General features: G+C 59.0%; 20 protein-coding genes. 10 read left to right on the top strand and 10 right to left on the bottom strand.

Going from position 1 to position 25,323, the window contains the following annotated elements; genetic code table 11:
- The first annotated feature begins 4 nt into the window (after positions 1-4).
- From SUTH_RS18870 to SUTH_RS00065, 8 genes are all read left to right on the top strand, one after another.
- Positions 5-1,366, top strand: a complete 1,362-nt coding sequence (locus SUTH_RS18870) for a DNA cytosine methyltransferase (RefSeq protein WP_197539621.1) — start codon at positions 5-7, stop codon at positions 1,364-1,366.
- Positions 1,367-2,559: 1,193 nt separating this feature from the next.
- Positions 2,560-3,471 carry a hypothetical protein gene (locus SUTH_RS19200; RefSeq protein ID WP_148312805.1) on the top strand — a complete coding sequence of 304 codons (912 nt, stop codon included), beginning with the start codon at positions 2,560-2,562 and terminating at the stop codon, positions 3,469-3,471.
- Positions 3,472-3,473: 2 nt separating this feature from the next.
- Complete coding sequence (locus tag SUTH_RS00085; protein WP_197539620.1) at positions 3,474-4,985, top strand: hypothetical protein; 1,512 nt, start codon at positions 3,474-3,476, stop codon at positions 4,983-4,985.
- Positions 4,986-5,038: 53 nt separating this feature from the next.
- On the top strand, positions 5,039-10,522 hold the full coding sequence (locus SUTH_RS00080) for an ATP-binding protein (protein ID WP_197539619.1): 5,484 nt from the start codon (positions 5,039-5,041) through the stop codon (positions 10,520-10,522).
- Between the two features lie 237 nt (positions 10,523-10,759).
- Positions 10,760-10,915 carry a hypothetical protein gene (locus tag SUTH_RS19495; RefSeq protein ID WP_171817287.1) on the top strand — a complete coding sequence of 52 codons (156 nt, stop codon included), beginning with the start codon at positions 10,760-10,762 and terminating at the stop codon, positions 10,913-10,915.
- A complete protein-coding gene (locus tag SUTH_RS18100; protein WP_148312804.1) occupies positions 10,916-11,128 on the top strand; it encodes a DUF599 family protein in 213 nt (70 codons plus the stop codon).
- A 16-nt stretch (positions 11,129-11,144) separates the two neighbouring features.
- Positions 11,145-11,756: a transcriptional regulator gene (locus SUTH_RS00070; RefSeq protein WP_052473782.1), complete on the top strand. Its 612-nt coding sequence runs from the start codon at positions 11,145-11,147 to the stop codon at positions 11,754-11,756.
- Entirely contained in the window at positions 11,740-12,159 is a 420-nt protein-coding gene (locus SUTH_RS00065) for a hypothetical protein (RefSeq protein ID WP_041096116.1), read from the top strand. Before SUTH_RS00070 ends, SUTH_RS00065 begins: the two co-directional genes overlap by 17 nt.
- 79 nt (positions 12,160-12,238) lie before the next feature.
- Here the strand turns inward: SUTH_RS00065 and SUTH_RS00060 are convergent, their stop codons facing one another.
- Positions 12,239-13,309 (bottom strand): Fic family protein, encoded by a 1,071-nt coding sequence (locus SUTH_RS00060; RefSeq protein WP_231851070.1) that lies wholly within the window; start codon positions 13,307-13,309, stop codon positions 12,239-12,241.
- Between the two features lie 280 nt (positions 13,310-13,589).
- Here SUTH_RS00060 and SUTH_RS00055 point away from each other — a divergent pair, with 280 nt between their 5' ends.
- Positions 13,590-14,441 (top strand): type IV toxin-antitoxin system AbiEi family antitoxin domain-containing protein, encoded by an 852-nt coding sequence (locus tag SUTH_RS00055; RefSeq protein WP_041096113.1) that lies wholly within the window; start codon positions 13,590-13,592, stop codon positions 14,439-14,441.
- Positions 14,425-15,345, top strand: a complete 921-nt coding sequence (locus SUTH_RS00050) for a nucleotidyl transferase AbiEii/AbiGii toxin family protein (RefSeq protein WP_148312803.1) — start codon at positions 14,425-14,427, stop codon at positions 15,343-15,345. Before SUTH_RS00055 ends, SUTH_RS00050 begins: the two co-directional genes overlap by 17 nt.
- Positions 15,346-15,420: 75 nt before the next feature.
- On the opposite strand, the gene SUTH_RS00045 is transcribed toward SUTH_RS00050, so the two are convergent.
- The 9 genes from SUTH_RS00045 to dnaA all read right to left on the bottom strand — a co-directional run bounded on the left by SUTH_RS00045 (position 15,421) and on the right by dnaA (position 25,223).
- Complete coding sequence (locus SUTH_RS00045) at positions 15,421-15,618, bottom strand: hypothetical protein (RefSeq protein ID WP_041096109.1); 198 nt, start codon at positions 15,616-15,618, stop codon at positions 15,421-15,423.
- 326 nt (positions 15,619-15,944) lie between these two features.
- Positions 15,945-16,361 (bottom strand): alternative ribosome rescue aminoacyl-tRNA hydrolase ArfB, encoded by a 417-nt coding sequence (gene arfB, locus SUTH_RS00040; RefSeq protein ID WP_052472966.1) that lies wholly within the window; start codon positions 16,359-16,361, stop codon positions 15,945-15,947.
- 2 nt (positions 16,362-16,363) lie between these two features.
- The gene (locus SUTH_RS00035) at positions 16,364-16,933 is read right to left on the bottom strand and encodes a DUF1415 domain-containing protein (RefSeq protein ID WP_041096107.1); all 570 of its coding nucleotides are present in this window, start codon (positions 16,931-16,933) and stop codon (positions 16,364-16,366) included.
- Between the two features lie 62 nt (positions 16,934-16,995).
- Positions 16,996-18,384 carry an ATP-dependent RNA helicase DbpA gene (gene dbpA / locus SUTH_RS00030; RefSeq protein WP_041101275.1) on the bottom strand — a complete coding sequence of 463 codons (1,389 nt, stop codon included), beginning with the start codon at positions 18,382-18,384 and terminating at the stop codon, positions 16,996-16,998.
- A 79-nt stretch (positions 18,385-18,463) separates the two neighbouring features.
- Positions 18,464-18,895, bottom strand: coding sequence for a hemerythrin family protein (locus SUTH_RS00025; protein ID WP_041096105.1), 432 nt, complete (start codon positions 18,893-18,895; stop codon positions 18,464-18,466).
- 102 nt (positions 18,896-18,997) lie between these two features.
- The gene (locus SUTH_RS19920) at positions 18,998-19,684 is read right to left on the bottom strand and encodes a transglycosylase SLT domain-containing protein (RefSeq protein WP_041096103.1); all 687 of its coding nucleotides are present in this window, start codon (positions 19,682-19,684) and stop codon (positions 18,998-19,000) included.
- 370 nt (positions 19,685-20,054) lie between these two features.
- Complete coding sequence (gene gyrB / locus SUTH_RS00015) at positions 20,055-22,517, bottom strand: DNA topoisomerase (ATP-hydrolyzing) subunit B (RefSeq protein WP_041096101.1); 2,463 nt, start codon at positions 22,515-22,517, stop codon at positions 20,055-20,057.
- Positions 22,518-22,539: 22 nt separating this feature from the next.
- Positions 22,540-23,643: a DNA polymerase III subunit beta gene (gene dnaN / locus SUTH_RS00010; protein WP_041096099.1), complete on the bottom strand. Its 1,104-nt coding sequence runs from the start codon at positions 23,641-23,643 to the stop codon at positions 22,540-22,542.
- A gap of 209 nt (positions 23,644-23,852) precedes the next feature.
- Complete coding sequence (gene dnaA / locus SUTH_RS00005) at positions 23,853-25,223, bottom strand: chromosomal replication initiator protein DnaA (protein ID WP_041096097.1); 1,371 nt, start codon at positions 25,221-25,223, stop codon at positions 23,853-23,855.
- Positions 25,224-25,323 lie beyond the last annotated feature (100 nt).

Genomic DNA, 25,323 nt, shown 5'->3' with positions numbered 1-25,323 from the left:
CATAGTGCAAGTAAATGGAACTCCCAGTCCGACGTTCATTGACCTGTTTTCTGGTTGTGGCGGACTCTCACTTGGAATGGCCTTGGCAGGATGGCAAGGCGTCTTTGCGATCGAAAAGGCTGACGATGCATTCAAGACTTTTGAAGCAAACTTCTTAAATGGCCGCACCTCAATTCGCTTTGATTGGCCAAAATGGTTGGAGAGGCGCGCCCATTCCATTGAAGATGTCCTAAGAAACCATGAGGCTGACATTAGACGGTTGCGGGGCTCCATCGACGTAGTAGCAGGAGGACCACCCTGCCAAGGTTTTTCGTTCGCTGGGCGGCGAAACAAGAATGACCCAAGGAATCGACTGTTTGAGCAGTATGTCCAGTTCGTGTCCGACGTACAGCCTAAGATAGTCGTCTTAGAAAACGTAAATGGCATGCAGATTGCACATGGTGCCACCAAGCGCGGACAGGGCATACGGCCCGGCCCAAAACCAAAATCGTACTACCAAAAGTTGGTCGAGGCCCTTGACAGCATTGGCTACGTCGCTGAGGGGTGGATCGTTAACGCGGCAGACTATAGCGTTCCACAACAGAGGTCGAGGCTGGTGGTAGTTGGATTGCAACGAACCCTAGCAAACAGGCTGGACGGAGGAGTTTCGAGCGTTATCGAATCCATCCGTGCTTGTGGCTTAAGGCAGAGGGATGAGTTCGGTTTCCCAGAAAAATTATCCGCACAAGATGCGATATCCGACCTAGAGATTCGCGGGAGGCCATTGCTCGAATGCGCGGATCCATGCTCTAGGAAAGGCTTTTCGATTCCGAACTATATTGGGCCGACTACCAGATACCAGCGTTGGGCAAACCAGGGAGTGACCAAGGATGCCATGGACAGCCTACGACTAGCTCGCCATCGGGATTTGGTCGTCGAAAAATTCGAGGCGATATTGCGCGAGTGTCGAAAGGGTGTATCTGTGAGTGATGCGGACCGAGAACGCCTAGGGATGCTAAAGCATCGCACCGTCCCAATGTCGCCAAGTAAACCAGCGCCAACCATTACGACCCTGCCAGATGACGTGTTGCACTACAGCGAGCCAAGGATCCTCAGCGTCCGCGAGTCTGCTCGGTTGCAATCATTCCCTGATTGGTTTCGCTTCCATGGCAAATACACAACCGGCGGGGAGCGGCGAAAGAAGGATTGCCCGCGCTATACACAGGTAGGAAATGCCGTACCTCCGCTCCTTGCCCGAGCTGTGGGGCAGGCCATACTGCAGACCCTTGCCAAGGTAACGACGGAACTGGATGTACGGCCCAACACCTTATCGAACGTTCGTTCAAAGGATAGGGCGAAGACCACTTTGCCTGCCTTTTGTGCCTGACGATGGATGCCACTCCCGAAACCCCATCCCTGCCCGCTGGTTTGTTGGATTGGGCGGGACACAAATCGGGAGGGGTCCGTCGCCTATTCCATTCGGCTGGCGGTAGGCCGACCGGCGACGTTGTCTTTACGCCGCTATTGGCCCGCCTCGGCGGATGGTGCAAGGCCATAGCTTCTGGCTTGGAGGGAACTCCCCGCATCATCTTATTGGTTGGTGGACCGGGCAACGGAAAGACCGAAGCAATTGAATTCACAATCAAGAACCTAGATGCTGACCTCGGACTTTCAGGGGCGTTAGTCGACGCACTAAAGTCCCAGTTCCTCCGCGAGGACGGCAGTACCCCGCGCCACGCGGTAGGCGACATCACCAGCCTTTCGAATGGCCGGCATCCCTACCATCTGGCCATTGTCCAGGACGCCTCCGTTAGGGATGATGCACTTGAGAAGGCCCCGGCGGACCTGCTCATTGGGGATTTGCGGAAGCTACTTTTCGGCGACCCAAACCAAGTCTACTTGGCCTGCATTAACCGAGGTATTTTGGACGATGCCTTGATCGCCGCAACTGATGGCGGGCAGGACGAGGTGCGAATGGTCCTCGAAGCAATCGTTCAGTCAGTTGGCGTCGGCCTAGATACTCCGGGGTGTTGGCCGCTTGACGGCTATCCAGCCTTTGGGGTTTGGCCGATGGATGTTGAAACCCTATTGGGTGGCAGCCCAGTCCACGGTGGATCAGGCTCGCCAGCAATGCAGGTGTTGTCAGCGGCTACGAATCCATCCCTTTGGCCGAAGGAGGGCGCATGTGCGGCCGGGGATAGGTGTCCGTTTTGTCTGAGCCGATCACTCCTTTCCTCTGATCCCTATAGGTCGTCACTACTTCGGGTCTTGCGATGGTATGAACTCGCGAGTGGCAAGCGCTGGAGCTTTCGTGACCTATTTTCCTTAACCTCATATTTGCTCGCAGGCGTACCAGCCTCCGAAGCAAAAAAAGCAGAGGACCCGTGTTCTAGGGCCGCGCGATTGGTTGAGCTTGGGAAATCAGCTTCCGGAAAGCCTGATTCATTGCGATTGAGCGTTCCCTTCATCTTGGTTGCTTCGCAATACCAGCATTCCCTGTTTGGTCGGTGGCCACACACTGGCCTACGTAGTTTGAGGGCGGACCTTAAGGAGCTCCAGTTAGATAGCCATCCGACGCTAATGGGGCTCTACCACTTCCTCAATCGAGGGTCAGCTATATCGGTCCCGGCGACGCTTGACGCCCAGCTCGCGGCCTTGGGAGAACTCTTAGACCCAGCCATTGCGGATCCCGACATGGAGGTGGATGTAAGTTCCAACACCAAGATCCGTCTCCGGGAAATCGATACTCGATTCAGCCAATCGGTTGGTGAGGGGTTTTCCTATATCCGAAAATATCGATGCCTCACTGTCCTTGAGGCTGATTTGTTGCGCAGGCTCGTGGAAGCTGATGAAAAATTGTCTGATCCCGACATCGTGAAGCGTAGGCCCATGGTCGCCTCTAGGGTCCAGTCCTTGGTAAGGGACTTTGCATGTCGCATGGTCCGGCGTTCCATTGGCTTGCGCTCGGCAGCAGTGAGGGATGCCGAGATCCTTCGTGAATTCGAAAGGGTCTTAGGCGGCGATCCCCAGTTGTTGCATGATGCAGTCAAGCAAGTCGAGGGGCTCCTCAACGAAAAGGACCGATTCGTCGTAACCCTCAATACGACCTTTGGGGAGCCGCTCCCGCCGATGCAACGTAGGGCAATATTGACAACTCCTCGGCAGAAGGTGAAGGCACGCGATATCCCCAATGGGGATCGGCCACATTCCGCAATTCGCTTCCTGACGGTGGGTTCAGGAGCTGGCACACAGTCGATCCCACTTACCTATGAGCTCTTCAAGTCCGTCCGGAACTTGCGGCGTGGGATGACTACATCTTCCCTTCCACGCCCAGTTGTAGCAATGTTGGATACGACGAGGGCCCGGCTTTCCGGGCAAATCGTTCGGGACGAGGAATTGCTTGAGGAAGGCGAGATTCGGATTGGGCTGCGTGACGACGTCATCGTAAGGGAACTCGCTGCATTCCTCGTTCGCTGGGAGGATGAGCGATGACCATGCAACAACTGCGCGATAGTCCATGGAAGTCATCCCATGCTGCGTACGATTCGTCCGCATTCAACATCCGTCCCGCGCCAGAGTTTTCGACAGCGGAGGTCGTCGTGGCTTCGCTATATCGCGCGGTCGGGTTTGGCGGATATCCAGAGACGGAGGTTCCGAAGGCCGGGCGGGAGTTCGATCGCCTTGGCCAGGCGGCGAAGACCAAGAAATTTGAGCCAGGAAGGATCAGGCCGGATACATGGAGGACAGTCCTCCATGGGGTACTCGAAAGCCCAAAGCAGCCGAACCAATCGTCAAAGCGATTCCTCCAGCTTTGCCCCGTTGTCCCTGACGTCGCCCTCTACTCTGGGTCGGCGCGCCTGGCAGGGAACTCTTGGAATCCTGGCCAGTTGATACAAAGGATGATTTGCCTTGGAAGCGAATCCGACGCCGCTGCCAAGGCAACGTGGGGTAAGTTGTTTGATGCCCTGTCGGTCACCGCGGGGGATGACGTATGGGCGCGCTGGCTTCAGGAGGAGTTCCAGCGCCGTGGAAAGAATGCGCGCAAGTGGGTAGCAAACCCAATCGACCTTGCTGCAAGCCTACCAGAGACAGACAAGGATTTCCTTAGGTATCCCGCGCGGCAGTTCGTACGTGACCTAGAGGCAACGATGGACGCGAAGGGGAGCATGACAAGGCGGCAATGGGTCAGCTTGCTAGAGGCAGTCATTCGGCTTGGCTCGGTCATGCATGTAGTCTGGCTGTGCAACGTTAATGAAAAGTTGTGGCGCACCGTCCGGGACATACTCGGTGGGCAGCCTGCGCCAGCGAGCGAGGAAGAGGTCCGGCGGAAGATCCTAAATGGAGATGCACGGTGCCTAGCCTATGGAAACCCAGCGGTCCCCATCGTCAAGGAGTATGCGTCCGGCTACTTGACCGCGCGCGTTGGCCTGAACGTCGTCTTGTGGGCATTGGAGGAACTCGGTACTTCCACGAGGCGGCTCAGCTCGTCTGCTGACTTGTTGGCGCTCTTGGCAACGATTGAGCTGAATCGTGGGCCCCTACTCGAGGCCAAAGTGTTGGCGATCCATACCGAGGTCACCGACAGGGAGGCAAGGGCAATCGCATGCAAGAAGGGAATCGGATCAAACCTCATCGAATTCGCTCGTCACACGCTTGGGCAGCGCCAGACGTCTGACGAGAGCCTTCGCGGGTACGACCAAAGCTATTTCCTGCGGAAGCGGGGCGAAGCCCGAAATGCACCATGGGTTGTCTCGCTTGGCCCAGTCGCTTTGTTGGCCATGGTCCATTGCTGCCTTCGCGAGGCAGCCGGACCACGGTCGGTCCAAAGGCTTAGCGACCACCTCGAATGGTATGGCATACAAGTCGACCTAGACAACATGAGCGGAAGTGACCTTGGCCGGAAGCTTCGAATGTTGGGGCTCGTATTGGACAGCCCAGACGCGGAATCCGGAATGTTGATGATTCCCCCCTTCAGTTCTGCTGCAAGGCTCGGAGCAAGCCTGTGAAGCGAATAGCCCAGGAGCTTGCTAGTCGGATCAGGGATCGTGTTCGGAACCAAGTGGCGGACCTGCAAGGAGCGACAGCCGAGTTCCGCACCGTTTTCCATGGCCCGCCACATGACCTGATGCTTGAGGTATTGCAGCTTCTGGCGGACGAGGGCGGAATTGAAGTTGCCCTACCAAATGGGCAGCTGATGCTCCTGCCCGTGTTGCTTCAACTCGATCAGTTGCCGCCAGGCCAGCACAACCCGGCTGTTGGCGCGTCTGGCCAATGTGAGCCGAGCCACTTGCTATCCGTACGGAATTCCCAGAGCCCAAGCTTTGTTGCGTTGCTTGCCCCAGGGGGACGGCAGGTTAGCTTGTCCTTGTCGTCGGCGAGCGATGAGTTTGGGCTTGCGGCGGCAAGCAATTCCGCAACGGCAACGATCTCGGATTGGCTAAACGACCAGTTCATCCAGAAACTGATCGACGACGCACTTGATCGACATCCGTGGACTTCAGCGGAGCAGAGGCATGATGCCCATCGCCTCGTTGAGGAGTCTGCCAAGGGTGCGGACGAGGCCCACCGCCACAGCGTCGACCGGCGAGGCGCGTGGGCCGTCTTGTCCCGGATATGGTCCATATCGGACCCTAGCGTCCCATTTGGGACGTCACTGAGCTTGGCTTGTGGATTCCCCCCCATGGACGATGGCTTTGTCGATGCGGGTGAACAAATTGGGGTCCTCGGCGACCTCGCTGGTGACATGGAGGACGCAGGTTTCACGGGCGGCTTTGAGCGCATTTGCGCAAATGCAGAGCCCGATGACCTGCCACCGCTTAATGTGGTCCGCGACCACCTTGTCCAAAAGTGTGATCGCCCAACTGCCTTTCCCCGCGCCCCCCAATATTTCTATGCTCCGTTCCAGGGTGACGAAATTGGGGAGCCCCCACATTGGTGGTCCTACCTAACCGTCGAAAAGTGGAAACGGTTACTCGAAGACACGTCTGATCGACCTCGGGGAGCAATCAAGATCGAGTGTGTGAATTCGATCATTCCAGTTGCGCGGGGAATTAACGCCGTAGTTCTCTCGGACGTGGAGCTTGAAGTTTCCCTTCCAGAAGCACGCGAGGCGCCGGTAGACGTTAGCGTAGTTCGGGAAGGAGCAGTTGCCAACAAGCGGGATTGGCGATTGGCAGTTTCTGGCGCCAGTAGACTTGTCGACGACGTGCTACCCGTGCATGGCAGCCAGCTTCGATATTCTGCCGAAGCGGTGGGGTTCAAGAAAGGTAGCGTCCGGGTTATTTCGCTAAGCACCTGGAAGCCAGGGTTCATCGTTTATTCGAGGACGGCATCAAAGATTGCTGCCCCCAAGGCTTCCCGCGACAAGAAGACCAAGGTCACGTATGAGACCTCACTGACATTAAATGGCCAAGGCCGCCACTACCTTGACGTATATGTGGGGTTGGGCGTCTCGGTTGGCGACACCGCCAGTGGTAGTGATGAGAGTGGCGGGGTTGCCGAGGAAAGGACGTCTCCAATAGCGAAGGCCTCGGAGACAACGTACGGTTTTGAAGTTGATGCGACTGCTGATTGCTTTTACGACATAGTAATACAGCGTGATGGCGAGCCGGAGGCCACGGTCCGCATTTACCTTACCTGTGAGGATTCCACCCCTGACCATTGCGGAAGTGAGTTTGAGCGCCTCATACGTATGAACCGGCATCGGAGGGCGACAACGGACGTGCATGTCAATCGGCACCTACGTTGCACGGATCTTGAGGGCTGGATGCTTGACCAAGACCAGATTGCCCATTCGTTCTATCCGTTGGCATTGGCGGCGGATTACGCAAGTGATTGGAGGGCCCGTGACTGGGGTTCACAACAGGACACAATCCTTTCCAAGGGGGCGTTCCTACATGACCCGAGGCCAGAGCCCAGCGCCTTCCAGCCGCCCGCACAGTTCCTTGAGTGTCGGCAAGACTTGGCGGCGCGAGTTCGAGGGAAGGACGGCAACGGACTGGTTGAGGCCGCAAAGCTTGGGGAATGGCTTGCAAACGATGCCGGGTTCGCCGAAACGGTTGAGGGTTACGTTCGTTCGTACCTCGAATGGCTGGAGGCGGAACCAAGCGTTGCAGCTTGGATTGACCTATCGATCTTGACCGAGTTCGAGTCGGATGGCGCGACCTTGGTACCTGAGCCCTATGCGATCTTGGTTTCGCCACTACACCCAATCAGGCTCGCATGGCATTGCTTGGCCCAGCGTACCTTGTTCCAAGCTGCCAGGAAGCTTCCTTGCCCGGCCGCAAGCATTTTGGATCCTGATGCAGTCCCCGATTCGATAGTCCTTCCCCTCATCACCGCGTCGGGTGACATCAAGGGACGACCGTTCCTTTCGGTGGAATGTAGTTCCGACTACTGGTCCGTATTGTGGAACTCAGAGCGCCTTGACCGGTTGCCCAGGCTTGCGGGCAGGGCGCCGTTTGATCGCGAACTAGGGATCCTCGTTGGGGGCGTTGCAAGTGGTTTTAGCGTGTCTCAAGTCCACCGTGCCCTAGGTGACGTATCAGCCATGCTTGTAGCAAAACCGGTACTGAATGTCCTTGTGACTAGCGCGGCGGGGCAGAATAGCGCTTGCAACGAGGGCTTGGTTTCATGGTGTCGCAAGGCATTTGGTGCTTCCGATGAGCCAGCGATGCAGCTAAGGTCGCTTGGCCCAAGGCACATCCAAATCCTGGACGGACGGGACGATTCGGCACGGCCAGATGACGCCGAAATCTCCAACCTTGCTGAGGACACCGGTAATTCCGTGAGGTGGTATGGGACTGGAGACTCGGGAATTCGCCCAGACCTAGGGATAATTGCCCAGCTTGAGACATCCAGTGAGGGATGCGATAGCACCAAGGTTGGCTCACCAATTGGGTTTGGTGGCCTGATCCGATATCGCGTTCGCCAACAACTCAAGGCCGGCTCTGGCGCCTTCCTCAGTGAATCGCGCACTGGATACGCCACGCCGCCAAGCGGGGATGGGCTAGCGGACAAGACGATGGCTGCCATCGTTAGGCTAGAGAACGTTGGACCCTCGAAGATCGGTTATACGTTCGCCCCAAGCGTCAATGCGATCAAAAAAGTATTGACGGAAGCCAACGCTGACTACGCTGCAGTTTCCTCGTCAGCGATTGATCCTGCCTGCTTCCTTGGCGGATGGCTGGAGGGTACATACCTGTGGGACTATGACCTACCTTCCTATTCCAGTCGTGCCGGTGATAGCAACGGCTATTACCTGCTGTCTGGGATCAAGGACCTGGATCGCGAAACCCTTAGGTTAGTGCTATGCCGCCTCCCAGGCTGCGAGGAGATCAGTGACTCGAGGTTGGACGAGGCGATCCTTGAAGTCGCACGCCGGGGCATTCCGACGGTGCGGGGCCTTTCCAGTGGGCATTCTGGGGCGAGCGGAGACTTGGGCTTGTTCGTGGCTTCGCGCGTCTTGCAGGACGAGTTTCGGATAAACCAGATGGCGGGCCAGGGTTTGCTGCCGACCTTGGTTGAGTCGGATTTGGAGACGCAGCTCCTCCTTGTCATTCCGATTGACCCATTCAAGGGATATTTGGACGACTTGACCCATGCCGTTGGGAAGGAATCAAACCAGCGGCCAGACCTTATCGTCGTTGGCATACGTTTGTCTGAATCCCGAGTTTCCATGAAGTTGACTGCGGTTGAGGTCAAGTATCGCAGCGCGAACGGGCCAATGCCGGTCGCGGCGTGCCAAGACGCACTAGGCCAGTCAAAGTCACTGTCTGACCTATTTGGGGAGCTTAGGAAGCGGGCACTGGATCCGGACCTATCGATGTGGAAGCTAGCCTTCCAACACCTGCTCACATCCATGATCGGTTTTGGCTTTAGGGTCTACAGCCAACAGTCGCACGTTGCAAAACAGGGGTCCAAATGGTCTGGCTACCATGCCCGCGTAGTGGAGGCGATCCTTTCGGATGAAACGGCCCTGGAAATTGACAAGCATGGTCGACTAATCGTCATCGACGGATCAACTTCGAGTGGCCCCCGTGATACGGATGGCGACGGATTCAAGGAGACCATCGTCCTTGGCCATAGTGACGCGGCGTCGGTGGTCAAGGACGACACTCCGTCCATCTATGCGGCGATAGGGGCAGGACTGGGTGATTGGGGAATGTTCCCGGCCGCCCTGAAGGCTGCTGGCGCAGCCGAAATTCCCCCGCCAAAGTCGGCGCCCACGCCTGATAACGTGGACGCTGCGAGCAAGCAGGAAAGTCCGTCGGCCACAGACAGCGGCGAAGAACTTCCGGAGCCTGATGGGGTTTCCGAACCAACAGAACCCGAGGGCACTCCATCAACAACGACACCGCCACAGGCTACAGGCCCAGAAAGCCCAGAGGGTGTTAGCCACCCAGGCAAGGCGAGCTCCGGTATTGAGGTGTTGATAGGTGAAACAGTGGATGGCTTCCGTCCCGAAACTCGACGCGTCAACCTCAGTGATACGAGGCTGAACCAATTGAACGTCGGCGTAGTTGGGGATCTGGGGACAGGCAAGACCCAATTGCTGAAGTCGTTGGTCTACCAGATCGCAAAGAGTGGAAAAGACAACCAAGGCGTGACGCCAAGGGTATTGATCTTTGACTACAAGAAGGACTATAGCTCCGAGGATTTCGTAAAAGCGGTTGGGGCGAAGGTGGTGAAACCGCATCACCTGCCATTGAACCTATTTGATGTGGCAGGGGCGGGCGAGTCCATGACGCCATGGCTGGACAGGTTCAAGTTCTTTTCGGACGTATTGGACAAGATCTACACAGGAATTGGCCCAGTGCAGCGGCAACAGCTCAAGCGAGCCGTACGCGAAGCATATGAGAACTGCAAGTTACTTGGTCGGCAGCCGACAATTTATGACGTTCACTCGAATTACCAAGTCCTATTAGGCAACAAGTCGGATGCGCCGCTTTCAATCATCGACGACTTGGTCGACATGGAAATATTTTCACGTGAACCCATTGCCGGGGATGGCTTTGACAAATTCTTGGATGGCATAGTAATCATCTCGCTGGATGCCCTAGGGCAGGATGACAAGTCCAAAAACATGCTAGTGGCCATCATGTTGAACATGTTCTATGAACACATGTTGCGCATACCAAAGCGGCCTTATATCGGGGCCAGTCCACAATTGAGGGTCATCGATTCCTTCTTGCTGGTCGACGAAGCAGACAACATCATGCGATACGAATTCGACGTATTGCGCAAGGTCTTGCTACAAGGACGGGAGTTCGGCGTGGGCGTGATATTAGCATCACAGTACCTGAAGCACTTCAAGGCTGGTGCCACGGACTACAGGGAGCCGCTATTGACCTGGTTCATCCACAAAGTGCCGAACGTTACGCCGCAAGAACTTGGAGCTCTGGGGCTAAGCGGTGAAACGAGTCCATTGGCGGAACGCGTAAAGTCGCTCGCGGTACACGAGTGCTTATTCAAGACGTTTGATGTCTTGGGGGAGGTTCTTAAGGGCACACCTTTTTATAGTCTGCTGCACAGAGACTCTTGACTATGCCCTGAGCCGTGATCGAGCGCCACCACGCGCTCAGGAATAGAAAATTGAGCGCGGTTGCTTCGAGTGATCGAATCGCCGTACCGCCAGCGCCGACTTTTGTGGGTACTGGACTCACGGCAACCCCGCACCCCCGAAGCACGCCTCCTGCCCCGCCGAACCGCCGGAGAATCCAACCCCTGCGCCTACAATCAACCCCGAACGGCAAGCTCCCCACTCCCAACAAGGACCGCCATGGCCTTCACCCATACGTCGATCTTGCCGCTGCCCGACATTCTGGCGCTGGGCTGGTTCTTTCTCTGCTGGGTCGGCTACGCCTGGTACGCGGACCATCGCCGCTGGGGCACGCGCGAGCTGGCCAGCGTGCTGCACGAATACCGGCTGCGCTGAATGCGGCGGGTGCTGGAGCGGGAAAACCGGATCGCCGACACGGTGGTGTTGCAGACGGTGATGCGCAGCGACAACCTGTTCATCACCACCACGCTGTTCATCATCGCCGGCCTGATCAGCAGCCTCGGCGCGGTGGAGCGGGTGCAGGCGATGGTCGCCGTCCCGCCAGCGCCGACTTTCACAATCATTGACTATGCCCATTCTGGGCATTAATATTCCCAAAATGGGCATGAACAACAAAGCGCCTTCCACACAGACCAGCCTCGCCGATGCCCTGTTTTCGGGCACGCAGCAGCGGGTGCTGGGCCTGATCTTCGGCCAGCCGGAGCGCAGTTTCTACGCCACGGAGCTGATCGGGCTCACCGGTGCCGGCTCGGGCGCGGTTCAGCGCGAGCTGGCGCGGCTGGCCCAGAGCGGGCTGGTGACGATGCATCCGCTGGGCAACCAGAAGCACTACCGGGCCAACCCGGATTCGCCGATCTATGCCGAACTGTGCGGCATTGCGCAGAAGACGGTTGGTCTGGCCGAGCCCCTGCGCGAGGCGCTGGCGCCGCTGGCGAAGAAGATCGCTGCGGCCTTCGTCTATGGATCGGTGGCGAAGCGACAGGACACGGCGGCAAGCGACATCGACCTGATGCTGATCAGCGACACGCTGGGCTACGCCGATGTCTTCGCGGTGCTGGAGGATGTCGGCGCCCGGCTCGGCCGCCCGGTGAATCCGACCCTGATGACCCGCAAGGAACTGGCTAAGCGCGTGGCCGGCGACAGCGCTTTCGTCACACGGGTGCTGGCGCAACCCAAGCTCTGGCTGATCGGCGGCGACGATGACCTCGCCATTTGAGAACCTGACCGGCTTCGGCAAGCCGCTGAAGGCGGAACCGCCGGACGCAAAGGAGTTCGCCGGTCTGTGCCGCTTCGGTCTGGTCAGGCTGAAGGACGCGGAGTTCGCGGGGCTGTCGCTCGAGGGCCGATTCGATCTGGCTTACAACGCTGCCCATGCGCTTTGCCTCGCTGCCTTGCGTCGCCACGGCTATCGTTCGACCAACCGCTACATTGTTTTTCAATTGCTGCCGCATACGCTTGGGCTCGGCCCGGAAGTCTGGCGTGTATTGGCGAAATGCCACGACGTGCGCAACCTGGGCGAGTACGAAGGCGATTTCAATGTCGATGAGCGTCTGGTCGCCGACCTGATTGCCGCCTGCCGCAAGGTGGCGGAACGACTGGAGTCGCTGCCTTCCCTTTGAACGCCTCCACCCTCGTCCAGTAACTCTGAAACTACTGCAACGTGCTGAGCGACAAGGGAATGAGGGTTTCCGGGCAGGTCTATCGCAACCCGTACCAGGCGCCCCGACCGGCGCCGTGCTGGCTGAGGTGGCCTTGCTCCACCAAAGCCCGGAAGTGTTGCTTGAGCGTGTTGCGATTGCCGCCGGTCAGCCGCATCGCATCCCCCATCGTCACGCGCCCATGTTCCCTCGCGAACTCGACGATCTGCAGCGAGAGTTCAGGCAATGCGGCCAGCACGATCTTTTCGCGCTCCACCTTGCGATTCAGGCGTCGAACTTGCTCGGCCAGCGCACGCAGGAAAAAGACCAGCCATGGCTGCCAGTCCGGAGATTCGGTCCGGATCGTCCCTTGCGTCTGCCGCAGCGCGAGGTAGTAGGCTTCCTTGCTCTGCTCGATCACGCTTTCGAGCGAGCTGTAGGGCACATAGGCGTAGCCGGCCTGCAGCAACAGCAGCGTGGTCAGCACCCGGCTCAGACGGCCATTGCCGTCCTGAAAGGGGTGGATCTCCAGAAACACCACGACCCAGATGCCGATGAGCAGCAGCGGGTGGAGCCGCGCGGCGGCGCGCTCGCCGTTGAACCACGCGACCAGCTCGGTCATCAGGCGCGGCGTGTCGAAGGGCGTGGCGGTTTCGAACACCACGCCCAACTGTTTGCCGTTCTCGTCGAAGGCGACCACGCTGTTGGTGGAGGTCTTGTAGTTGCCTCGATGCCTGGCGTCTTTCTCGCTCCAGGTCAGCAGATCACGGTGCAGTTGCTTGATGTGGTTCTCGGTCAGCGCGATGTCCTGCCAGGACGAGAAGATCAGCTCCATGACCTCGGCGTAGCCCGCCACTTCCTGTTCGTCGCGGGTGGCGAAGGACTTGATCTGCAGCTTGGACAGCAAGCGCTCGACTTCACGGTCCGACAGCCGGCTGCCCTCGATGCGGGTGGACGAGCCGATGCTCTCGATGGTGGCGACGCGGAGCAATGCGGAAAGCCGGTCCGGCGCGAGGGTGCCGAGCGCGCGCCAAGCACCCTTGAATTCATCGATGCCGGCGATGAGGCTCAGGATCTCGGGAGTTATCTGGATGGCGTCGGAGCGGATCATGGGCACCAATACTACACCCATTTACACCCATTCTGCCATAGCCGCTGGATTGGCCGCCGTTCATGGAGCCCAAAGTTCCGGCGGCCAGCGCGTACACGTGGCTGCCCTTAAGCCAAGCCGGCAACTACACCCGAACCGGGGAAACCGGAACTACTCCGGCACATCTCGCCGTATCGCCGGCGCCGACTTTTGTATCTCTTCATAGCAGGTTTGATCCGATCCACTTTTGCAAACTATATGCTTGCATATCCGGAGAAAAATAAACTTGCCGAAGTTTGTATAGCCTGATATTTTGCAAATCATGGGTGAGCATAAATCATCGAAGATAAACCAACTCCAGGACTTGCTGGATGAAGGCCTGCTGGCGCCGACCTCCTGGCTGGAGAAGCAGGGATATTCCCGCGCGCTATTGTCCAGGTATGTCCAGAGCGGGTGGCTGAGCTCGCCGGCGCGCGGCGTTTATCGCCGGCCGGGCCCGCCGCTGAAGTGGCAGCATGTGGTGGCCAGCCTGCAGTTTCTGGCGGGCAGCTTCGCGCATGTCGGCGGCCGGACGGCGCTGGTCCATCGCGGCCTTGGGCATTACGTCCGCATGAGCGGGACGGAAACGATCTTCCTCTATGGCCCCGACGTATTGCCCGCCTGGGTGAACAAGCTTGGATTGCAGGAGCACTTTGTCGTGCGCAACGATGCCATGTTCGGCAACTTGCGCGCGCGACGCGACGCACAGGGGCAATTGGTCGATTTCCACGGCGAGCCGCTTCATTCGGGGCAGTTGGCGGCTCTTGGCCTGCAGCAAATGACATGGGGGGCCTGGGATTGGGAACTGTTGTATGCCTCGGACGAACGCGCAATGTTGGAAGTGCTGCAGGATGTGCCGGCGAAGGAGTCGGTCCATGAGGCCGATGTGCTGATGCAGGGCATGGCGCATCTGCGCCCGGCGCGTATGGCTGCGCTGCTGCAGGCTTGCGCCAGCGTGAAGGTGAAGCGGCTGTTCCTTGCTCTGGCGGAGCGGCATCGACATCAATGGCTGGCGCATCTGGACTTGAGCAAGGTGGATCTGGGCACGGGCAAGCGCATGCTGGCACCCGGCGGAAAGCTGCATGCGAAGTATCTGATCACGCTGCCGGCGGATCTCGATGATCAAGTTCGATAGCCCCTATTCCCGGCAGGTTCGCCTGCTGGTGAGCGTGCTGCCGATGGTCGGCAGGGAGGCCTGTTTCGCGCTCAAGGGCGGAACGGCGATCAACCTGTTCGTGCGCGACATGCCTCGCCTTTCGGTGGATATCGATCTCGCGTTTCTGCCGACGGGAGATCGCGCGGCAGCGCTGCAGGAGATCGATGCAGCCCTGCGCCGAATCTCGGATGGGCTGACGGGGCGCCCCTATGGCTATAGGGTACGCGCCGGCAAGCGCCAGGAGAGCCTGGCCTATGGCTTGCTGGTCGCGGACGGCGCCGCGGAGATCAAGATCGAGGTGTCGCCGGTATCGCGCGGTACGGTGTATCCGGAATCCATGCGGCGCATTGTCGGCAGCGCCGAAGCCGAGTTTGGTTTTGCCGAAGTGCCCGTGGTTTCCTTTGCCGACCTCTACGCGGGGAAGATCGTCGCCGCCCTGGACCGTCAGCATCCGCGGGATTTGTTCGATGTGAAGTTGCTCCTGGCAAAGGAAGGGATAGACGATGCGTTGTTCCGTGCCTTTCTGGTGTATCTGATCAGTCACGACGGCTCGATTGCGCGGGTGCTGAATCCGACGCTCAAACCACTGGCAGACTTGTTCGAGCGCCAGTTTGTCGGGATGACCTCGGAGCCTGTCACGCTTGAGGAACTGGAACAGGCTCGTGCCGAGTTGATTGCCGCCTTGCATGGCCGGCTGGGCGAGCGTGAAAGAGATTTTCTGGTTTCCTTCAAGCGACGCGAACCGAAATGGGAACTGCTTGGCGTGGCGCATGCGCCCGAATTGCCGGCGATTCGCTGGAAGCTGCAAAATCTCGCACAGATGACGCCGGACAAGCATCGCGGTGCGATCGGCAATCTGGAACGTGTATTGGACGCTCTCTAGGAAAACATGAACGCTTCCGCCTTGGTCCGGAAAACGCTACGGTAGCAGTTCCGCAGCCTGAGCGGGCGCAGCCCCTCAGGCGGCCGCGTGCTTGCGGCGTCGCGTTGTTCCACCCGTCGCTTCGCCGTCTTCGCCCAGATCGTCGTCCGCTTCGCTGAAACGCACGATTTTCACGCCGGCCGGGAGATCGGTCTTGCGCCGGGAAAGCTCCCGCAACCAGTCGTTGCCGGGAGGGGCGAGAACATCCATAAGGCTCATGGTGCGGTCGGTCATTTGTGGCTCCAGTGGTTTCCGGACTGAAGAAAGGCTGGAAGGTTCGCGTCTAGCCTCGCGTCCTCCGTAAAGGCGAAGGCCCCACAAGCGCGGGGCCTTCGGGCGGCTGGAAGGAGGAGGAAACCAGCCGCCAGGGGGAAAGAGGGCCTACCGGCCGAGGTAGCGGCGGGAATCGGCGAGAAATTTCAGGATTGCATTGGCTTGCATGTTCGGCTCCGTTGCACGATTGAATGTCGGCACGCTTGTGTAGATGGGGCCGGCGCCGATTGGTTCAATGCCGAATTGCAACAAACTGTTTCACCCGGCCGCAACAGTTGCCGGCGGGTTCAGGCGTCGCTGACGCGCCCGCGCTGGGCCTTCACCTTGCCGCGCAGGACCTTGCTATCGACGCGGCGTTTCTGCGAATTGCGCGTTGGCTTGGTGGCGCGGCGCGGGCGCGGGATGAAGGCGGCCTGGGCGATCAGCTCGCGCAGTCGCTCCAGCGCGGAGAACGTGTTGCGTTCCAGGCTGCGGAACTGCTGCGCCTTGATTACCACGATGCCGTCGGCGCTGATGCGCTGGTCGCGCATTTGCAGCAGGCGGGCCTTGAGCTCGTCGGGCAGGGAGGAGGCGCCGATGTCGAAGCGCAAATGCACGGCGTTCGATACCTTGTTGACGTTCTGCCCGCCCGCGCCCTGGGCGCGAATCGCGGTGATTTCGACCTCGTCTTCGCGCAGCAGGGATTCGGCTTGCGTGGTCGGCATGGCTATGGCTTCGCCGGCGCATCGACATCGAGCGCGCGCCAGCCTTCGTGCCCCAGTTGGCGCAGGGTTTCGATGTTGCGCTCGTAGATATCGGCGGCATCGGGGAAGGCGGCCGTGGCGCGCGCCAGGCTGGCTTCGCGAATCAGGTGCAGCGTCGGGTAGGGCGCGCGGTTGGTGTGGTTGGCGATGTCGTCGGCTTCCGCATCGGCAAACACGTAATCCGGATGAAAGCTCGCTACCTGCAGCACGCCGCCGAGCCCCTGGGTGCGCAGCACGACTTCGACCAGATCGAGGAAGTTCGTGAAGTCGCCGAAGTCGGCGAGAACGTCGGGTGTGATCAGCAGGGTGGTGTCGACGTCTTCCGGCGCGGCGTCGACAAGGAATTTCAGTTCGCGCTCGAGATCGTCGAGCAGGTCGTTGTCATTCTGTGCCGTGCTGACGACGTAGCGAATCTGGCCCTTGACGTGCACGCCCTTGGCGAAGGGGCAGAGGTTGAGGCCGATCACCGCACGCTCCAGCCAGTTGCGGGTGGCGGCGATGATTGCGTCGTGGCGAGCCGCGGAGTCGGACATGGAGAGTCTGTGGGCGTCGCTCTGCGTACCTGGGATTCCGCTTCGCGGGCAGGTAACGGCGATCAGCCTGCCGCGTCCTGCAGCAAATGCACTTTGACCTTCTTGCCCTTGATGGTGCCGGCCGACAGCTTGCGCAGCGCCTCTTTCGCGATGCCGCGCGCGACGGCGACATAGGTGGCGGTGTCGGTGACGTTGATCTTGCCGACCTGCTCCTTGCTGAAGCCTGCGTCACCGGTCAAGGCGCCGAGCACGTCGCCGGCGCGGATTTTTTCCTTGCGCCCGCCGAGGATCAGCAGCGTCGCCATCGGCGGCATCAACGGCTTGCCCGGTGCCGCCTGCAGTTCGCTCATGGAATGCCATTCGATCTCGTGGCCAAGTTCCTTCTCGATGTTGTCCACCCGCGCCATCTGGTTGCCGCTGACCAGGCTGAAGGCCCAGCCTTCCTGATCGACCCGGCCGGTACGGCCGATGCGATGGACATGTACTTCGGTGTCCGGCGTGACGTCGACGTTGATCACCGCTTCGAGCTGTTCGATGTCGAGGCCGCGCGCGGCGACGTCGGTGGCGACCAGCACCGAGCAGCTGCGGTTGGCGAACTGGATCAGCACCTGGTCGCGTTCGCGCTGCTCGAGTTCGCCGTGCAGGGCCTGGGCGACGAAGCCTTCGGCGCGCAGCACCTGCAACAGCTCGCGGCATTGCTGCCGGGTGTTGCAGAAGGCGAGGGTGCTGACCGGCCGGTAATGCCTGAGCAGCAGCGCGACGGCAGCCAGCCGTTGATCGGGCTCCACCTCGTAGAAGCGCTGGCGGATCTTGGTGTCGGCATGCTGTTCGAGCAGCGTGATCTGCTCGGGATTGCGCAGGAACTGGCGGCTCAGGCTGGCGATGCCTTCGGGATAGGTGGCCGAAAACAGCAGCGTCTGGCGATTCCTGGGGCAGGCCTTGGCGACGAAGGCGATATCGTCGAAGAAGCCCATGTCGAGCATGCGGTCGGCCTCGTCCAGCACCAGCGTATCGAGCGCGGTGAGGTCGAGGGTGTTGCGTTGCAGGTGATCCATGATGCGGCCCGGCGTGCCGACCACGACATGGGCGCCGTGTTCGAGGCTGGAGATCTGCGGCCGCATGGTGCTGCCGCCGCACAGGGTCAGCACCTTGATGTTGTCTTCGCCGCGCGCCAGGCGACGGATTTCCTGGGTCACCTGATCGGCAAGCTCCCGCGTCGGGCAGAGCACCAGCGCCTGTACCGCGAAACGCCTCGGGTTCAGCTTGGCCAGCAGGCAAAGCGCGAAAGCCGCTGTCTTGCCGCTGCCGGTTTTGGCCTGCGCAATCAGGTCGCGACCTGCCAGCGCCAGCGGCAGGCTGGCGGCCTGGATCGGCGTCATCCGCCGGTAGCCCAATTGCTGCAGATTGGCCAATGTGGCCGGCGCCAGCGGCAGTCGATCGAAGGACGACATCGACTCGGTGTCGTCAACGGTTTGCACGGGCGGAAGGGAACGCTGGAAGGATGAGGTCGTCATCCGGCACGCTTTTCCGCTAGTGGCATTCCGGGATCGGCGCGACGTCCGAAATATGCGAGGTCAGTTCGCGATCAATGAAAATCAGTTGTGCAAGCAGGCGACCACGGTCGAAATCAAGCGCGCTGTTGCGCAACGCCATCAACCGGGCAAGCACCCGGCCATGCATTTCCCTGTGCACGGGATCGGGATCGGGCGCAAAGCAATCCATCAGCGCCTCTTCTTCGCGGAAACTGGCGCGGGTGCACTCGATAAGCCGATCCAGCGCGTCCAGCAACTGCTCCTGGGACCGCTTCTCAAGATACATCCGCAGGACTTCAACCTGGGCGTCGACCAGCTGCCGACGCATGATCTCGACTGACTTGCCGGAGAATCCGCCCGTATTTGCCGGAAACTCCGTTGATTTTACGGGCGCAACATCAACGACCCTGCTTGGCGCGGACACTTCCATCCCCTTTTTCAGAATTGCAGGCCACTGCAGCCTGCCCTTCAAGCATAGCCACTATTTTGGCAATGGCAATTCGAATCGCGTAATCCGGCCACTCGCCGGGTTTCAGGCGCCCGCCGCGTCCTTGCGGCGCGCAGCCTGTTCCAGGCGAAGTTTTTCGGCAAGCACCTTGTTTGCGTAGCCCCGCTCGCCGTCGTCGGTCGCCCCGGCGTAATACTGCAGGCCTTCGATTAATCCACCCTGCCTCCGAATGGCTTCCTGCAGGATCTGGGCGCCAATTCGAACGTTCGTCACCGGATCGAGGAAGGGCTGCGCCGGCGCGGTCTTCGGCAGCTTGTCCTGGTGGTAGCGCGGAATGATCTGCATCAAACCCTGCGCCCCCATGACGCTCTGGGAAAATGGATTGAAACCGGATTCGACGCTGATCACGGCAATGATCAGCATGGGATCCAGCCGGCGTTCGCGAGCCGCTGCCTGGGCTGCTGCAAACACCGGGAGCAGGGCTTCCGGAGCTACCCGATAGCGCTGGACCACATGATCGAGGGCGGCCGCCAGGGCCGGCGTCAGGACTTGTGCCGCAGGCGCGGCAGGCGCGGGGGTTTCTTCGGACGACAGGGTGAATTCGGGAAGCGCCAGCCGGATCGAGCGCGTGACACTGAAATTGCTGGTGACGCCGACAACCAGGACAAATACAAAAACCAGAGCGGTTACAAGTGCATCGAGGTGCAGATAATTCAGGAAGGTAGCGGCGCCACGCGCCAGCGAATACTTTTGCGGGAAAGACGTAGTCAAGATTTCTCCTTTACTGATGTCAGTACGAGATGAAACTCCTGCTGTTGATTGGGGTGGTACGGATTCCGACGCTCAAATGACCACTGGGGTAAGGCGCCGGGTTTGAATTTCCCTGTGCTCGCGAGCCGAAACAAAGAGACTCGAAGCTATAAGGGATGGACGGTGGTGCAACTGTTTCTGATGCTGAAAATCCTCAAGCAAACAGTTGGTGCACTGCAATAGGCGAATTTTAGGGGGCGCGGCGCATTTGTCAAGGCAAAACTGCTGCGTTGCACCAATGCATCCCTGGCGGCGGCTTCCAATTCTCGTTTCGCCAAGGCAAACCGGCCAGGGAACTGAATCCCCGGCCGGCAAGAAGCAAAAATCCGGATCAGACGTCTATGTTGCGGGCGTACAGTGCATTCGACTCGATGAAGGCGCGACGCGGCTCGACATCGTCACCCATCAGGGTCGTGAAGATTTCGTCGGCGGCAATGGCGTCGTCGATCTGCACCCGCAACAAACGGCGCACCGCGGGATCCATGGTCGTTTCCCACAACTGCTCCGGATTCATCTCGCCGAGGCCTTTGTAGCGCTGCTTGCCCAGGCCACGTTCGACTTCGTTCAGCATCCACTGCATGGCATCGGCAAAGCTGGTCACTGCCAGCGACTTTTCGCCGCGACGGATGACCGCACCTTCGCCCATGAGGCCGGCGATCATCTGGGCGGTGCGGCGAATTTGCAGATAGTCGCCGGAAAGTAAAAAGTCCTCGTCGATGCGCCCCGTCCGCAAGTTGCCGTGGCGCATGCGGATCACGACCAGCATCCAGCGCTCGTGCTTGTCGTCGAAGCGCGCTTCGATGCGGACTTCCCGCGATAGGTGCGCGGTGATCCGCTCGACACTGGCGCGCGTTGCCGTCTCGCTGGAGGTATCGACCTCAATGTCGTGAGCCAGCAACGCGTGCAGCACTTCGCTGTCGATGAAGTCGGTAACGCGACGGATCACCGCTTCCGACAGCAGGTAGGCACGCGCCAGGGCGCCCAGCGCCTCGCCTTCAACCACGGCAGCGCCTGTCCGCGGCGTGAGCTGGGTGCCATCCAGCGCCAGACGCAACAAATGCTGGTTGAGTTCGTGGTCGTCCTTGATGTAGGTTTCGCTCTTGCCGTGCTTGATCTTGTACAGCGGCGGCTGGGCGATGTAGATGTAGCCGCGCTCGACCAGCTCCGGCATTTGCCGGTAGAGGAAGGTCAGCAGCAGGGTGCGGATGTGGGCGCCATCGACGTCGGCATCGGTCATGATGATGATGCGATGGTAGCGCAGCTTGGCGATGTCGAAATCCTCGGTGCCGATGCCGCAGCCGAGCGCGGTCACCAGGGTAACGATCTGCTCGCTCGAAATGACTTTGTCGTAACGGGCCTTTTCGACGTTGAGCACCTTGCCGCGCAGCGGCAGGATCGCCTGAAACTTTCGGTCGCGGCCCTGTTTGGCGGAACCGCCGGCGGAATCGCCCTCGACGATGTAGATCTCGCACAGCGCCGGATCCTTTTCCTGGCAATCCGCGAGCTTGCCGGGCAGGCCGAGGCCGTCAAGCACACCCTTGCGCCGGGTCATGTCGCGCGCCTTGCGCGCGGCTTCGCGAGCGCGCGCGGCTTCGACGATCTTGCCGGTGATGATCTTGGCATCGAGCGGCTTTTCGAGCAGATAGTCGGCAAGTTTCTGTGCCACGACTTCCTCGATCGCCGGCCGAGCTTCGGAAGACACCAGTTTCATCTTGGTTTGCGAAGCGAACTTGGGATCCGGCATCTTTACGGACAGCACGCAGGCGAGGCCTTCGCGCATGTCATCGCCGGTAATTTCGACCTTGGCCTTCTTGGCGATTTCGTTTTCTTCGATGTACTTGTTGATGACGCGCGTCATCGCCGCGCGCAGGCCGGTAAGGTGCGTGCCGCCGTCCGATTGCGGAATGTTGTTGGTGAAGCACAGCACCTGCTCGGCGTAGGAATCGTTCCATTGCATGGCGACTTCGACGTCGATATTGACGCCGTTCTGCACCGACACGCCCGACGAGTGGAACACGGCCGGATGCAGCACGGTCTTGGTCCGGTTGATGTACTCGACGAAGCCCTTCACCCCGCCGGAGAAGGCAAAATCCTCCTCCTTGACGTTGCGCTGGTCGATCAGGCGGATCTTGACGCCGTTATTGAGGAAAGACAGCTCGCGCAAACGCTTGGCGAGGATGTCGTAGTGAAATTCAACATGGCCGAAGATTTCATCGTCGGCCATGAAATGGACTTCGGTACCCCGTTTCTCGGTATCGCCGAGAACCCGCAGGGGCGATACCTCGACACCGTTCTGGATTTCAAGCAGGCGATCCACGGCATGGCCGCGATTGAATTCCATGGCGTATTTTTTCCCGTCGCGGCGAATGATGAGCCGCAGCCATTTCGACAGGGCATTGACGCAGGAAACGCCGACGCCATGCAAGCCGCCCGAAACCTTGTATGAATTCTGGTTGAACTTCCCGCCCGCGTGCAGCACGCACATGACGATCTCCGCAGCCGAACGCCTGGGTTCATGCTTGTCGTCGAACTTGATTCCCGTCGGAATGCCGCGGCCATTGTCGGTGACCGAGATGGAGTTGTCGGTGTGAATGGTGATCACGATGTCATCGCAATGCCCGGCCAGGGCCTCGTCGATGGCATTGTCGACAACCTCGAACACCATGTGATGCAGGCCGGTGCCGTCCGAAGTGTCGCCGATATACATTCCCGGACGCTTTCTTACCGCCTCCAGGCCTTCGAGTTGCTGAATGCTGGATTCGTCGTAGGCGGGGCCTGTGTTGCTTTCAGTCATGGGGTTCTTTTCTTGGGGTATGTCAAATGCGCATCGGCATCACGACGTACTTGAACGTCTCGTTGCCGGGTAGCACAAAAAGCGCGCTCGAATTGGCATCCGCAAGATGCAACTCGATGATCTCGTTATTGACGTTGTTCAGGACATCGAGCAGGTAGGTCACATTGAAGCCGACATCCAGCGTTTCACCGCTGTAGTCGATTTCGATTTCTTCCTGCGCTTCTTCCTGCTCGGCATTGCTGGAGATGATCTTGAGGCTGCCGGCGCCGAGGACCAGGCGCACGCCACGGAATTTTTCATTGGTCAGAATTGCCGCACGCAGCAGCGAATGCAGCAACACGTCGCGCGACAGCTTGATCAGTTTGGTGTGGTGCTGCGGAATGACGCGTTCATAATCCGGGAACTTGCCGTCGATCAGTTTCGAAACAAGCTCGATGTTGCCGAAACTGAAACGCGCCTGGGTGGGTGTCAGGGTGATTTCCAGGGGATCGTCGTTGTCGGAAAGTTGCCGCGACAATTCCAGTACCGTCTTGCGCGGAAGGATGACTTCGATGGGGGAAGGTGCTTCCGGAAGCGTTTCCGCCGCGTAGGCGAGTCGATGGCCATCCGTGGCCACCATGCGCAATTCATTACCCTTGGCTACCAGCAGCAAGCCATTCAGGTAGTAGCGAATATCCTGCTGCGCCATGGCGTATTGAACCAGGGCAAGCAGGCGCTTCATCTGTTTCTGGCTGACCGTAAGCCTGGAAGGCTGGCCATCGACCATGCTCATGCGCGGAAAATCTTCCGCGGGCAGGGTCTGCAAGTTGAAACGGCTCTTGCCTGCCTTTAACTGCAGACGTTTGTCGTCCAGAGCGAGACTGACTTCCGCCGTTTCCGGCAAGGAACGGAGGATGTCCTGCAGCTTTCGCGCGCCGACCGTCATGGCGACTTTTTCTGCTCCAACCGTTGGCGTCTCGGTCGTGATCTGGATCTCGATGTCCGTCGCCAGCAAGGTAAGCCTTTCGCCGTTCTTTTCCATCAGGACGTTGGAAAGGATTGGCAATGTATGGCGTTTTTCTACGATTCCGCACACCGATTGAAGGGGGGAAAGTAGTTGATCGCGTGGACCTTTAAATAGGAGCATATATAGATCTCTTATGATTAATAAGGGAGACTGTTTGCTGTGGATAAGGGTTTATTTTCCATCAAATTCAGAGAATTATATTGTTAATAAGCTGGTCGAAAACTGCCTGATTTGATTGTGGATGATTGTGGGTGCTTTTTGATGTGTTGATGAGGAACGCGGCTTATCCACAATTTTTCAATATGTTGTTGGATAGCGTTGCTCACACTTCAACCTTTGATGGTTTGCATCAGGACATGCAGGTCGTTGTTGAGTCTGGTGTCCTTTCCGCGCAAGTCGATGATAGTACGGCAAGCATGCATTACCGTGGTGTGGTCGCGGCCGCCGAACGCTTCGCCGATTTCAGGCAGGCTGTGGGAGGTGAGTTCGCGAGTCAGCCACATGGCTATTTGTCGGGGTCGGGCAATGGCGCGGGTGCGTTTCTGCGAGTACATGTCGGCGACCTTGATCTTGTAGAAGTCGGACACGGTTTTTTGCACCAGTTCAAGGGATATCTGGCGGTTTGTCGCACCGATGATGTCGCGCAAGGCTTCCTTGGCGACATCAAGGCTGATGTCGCGGCCGTGGAAGCGGGCGTAGGCGACGACGCGATTGAGCGCGCCTTCGAGCTCGCGCACATTTGATTTAAGGTTTTTCGCGATCAGGAAGGATACTTCGTCGGAAACACTGATCTGTTCCGCTTCCGCCTTCTTCTTGAGGATGGCGATGCGCATTTCCAGCTCAGGGGGTTCGATGGCAACCGTAAGGCCCCAGTCGAAACGCGACACCAGCCGTTCTTCGAGACCCTGGACATCCTTCGGATAGGTGTCGCAGGTGATGATGATCTGCTTCTTTGCCTCGATCAGCGCGTTGAAGGCGTAAAAGAATTCTTCCTGCGTCCGGTCCTTCCGGTTGAAAAACTGGATGTCGTCGATCAGCAGCAGGTCAAGGGAGCGGTAGTAGCGCTTGAATGCTTCACGGGAGTTCTGCTGGAAGGCGCGCACCACGTCGGAAAAATAATCTTCCGCATGAACATAGCGCACTTCCATGGTTGGATTGGCGGCGTAGATCGAATTGCCGATGGCGTGGATCAGGTGGGTCTTGCCCAGGCCGACCCCTCCGTATATGAACAGCGGGTTGTAGGAAACCCCGGGATTCATGGCGACTTGCTGGGCGGCAGCGCGAGCCAGATCGTTGGCGCGGCCGGTGACCAGGGTATCGAAAGTGAAATCCGCGTTGAGCCGGGTCTTTTCGTACTCGGCATTGGTTGGCCTGGCGGAGACTGCGGGTGCGACCGGCGCTGTCGGTGACGGAGCCGATTCGGTGTTCTCTGTCGGGACGGGAATGTCGGCAACAGTGTCGGCCACGCGAAGACTTATGTTGACCGGGGCGGAAAAAAACTCCAGCCCGAACGCTTCGATCTGGGCCAGATAGCGTTCCCGCACCCATTGCATGACGAATCGGTTCGGAGCGATCAGTCGGAAATGGGTGGGGCCGGCTTCGTCGCGTTCCAGCCGCAGACCTTTTATCCAGGTGTTGAACTGCTGTGCAGGAAGCTCCTGCTCGAAGCGGTTCAGACAGGCGGACCAGAATTCATTCATTGCGCTTGGATAGATTTCGGTGCGAAAGGCGGCGGGATGTAATCTGAATGCGAAGCTTTTTTTGTTAGCCACTTGCTTCAATTGGAGACGCATTCTAGCT

Origin of the sequence: Sulfuritalea hydrogenivorans sk43H, assembly GCF_000828635.1 — a bacterium.
Lineage (GTDB): Bacteria > Pseudomonadota > Gammaproteobacteria > Burkholderiales > Rhodocyclaceae > Sulfuritalea > Sulfuritalea hydrogenivorans.
Note: the sequence above shows the minus strand (reverse complement) of the source record. Positions and strands in the feature narration are given on the sequence as shown.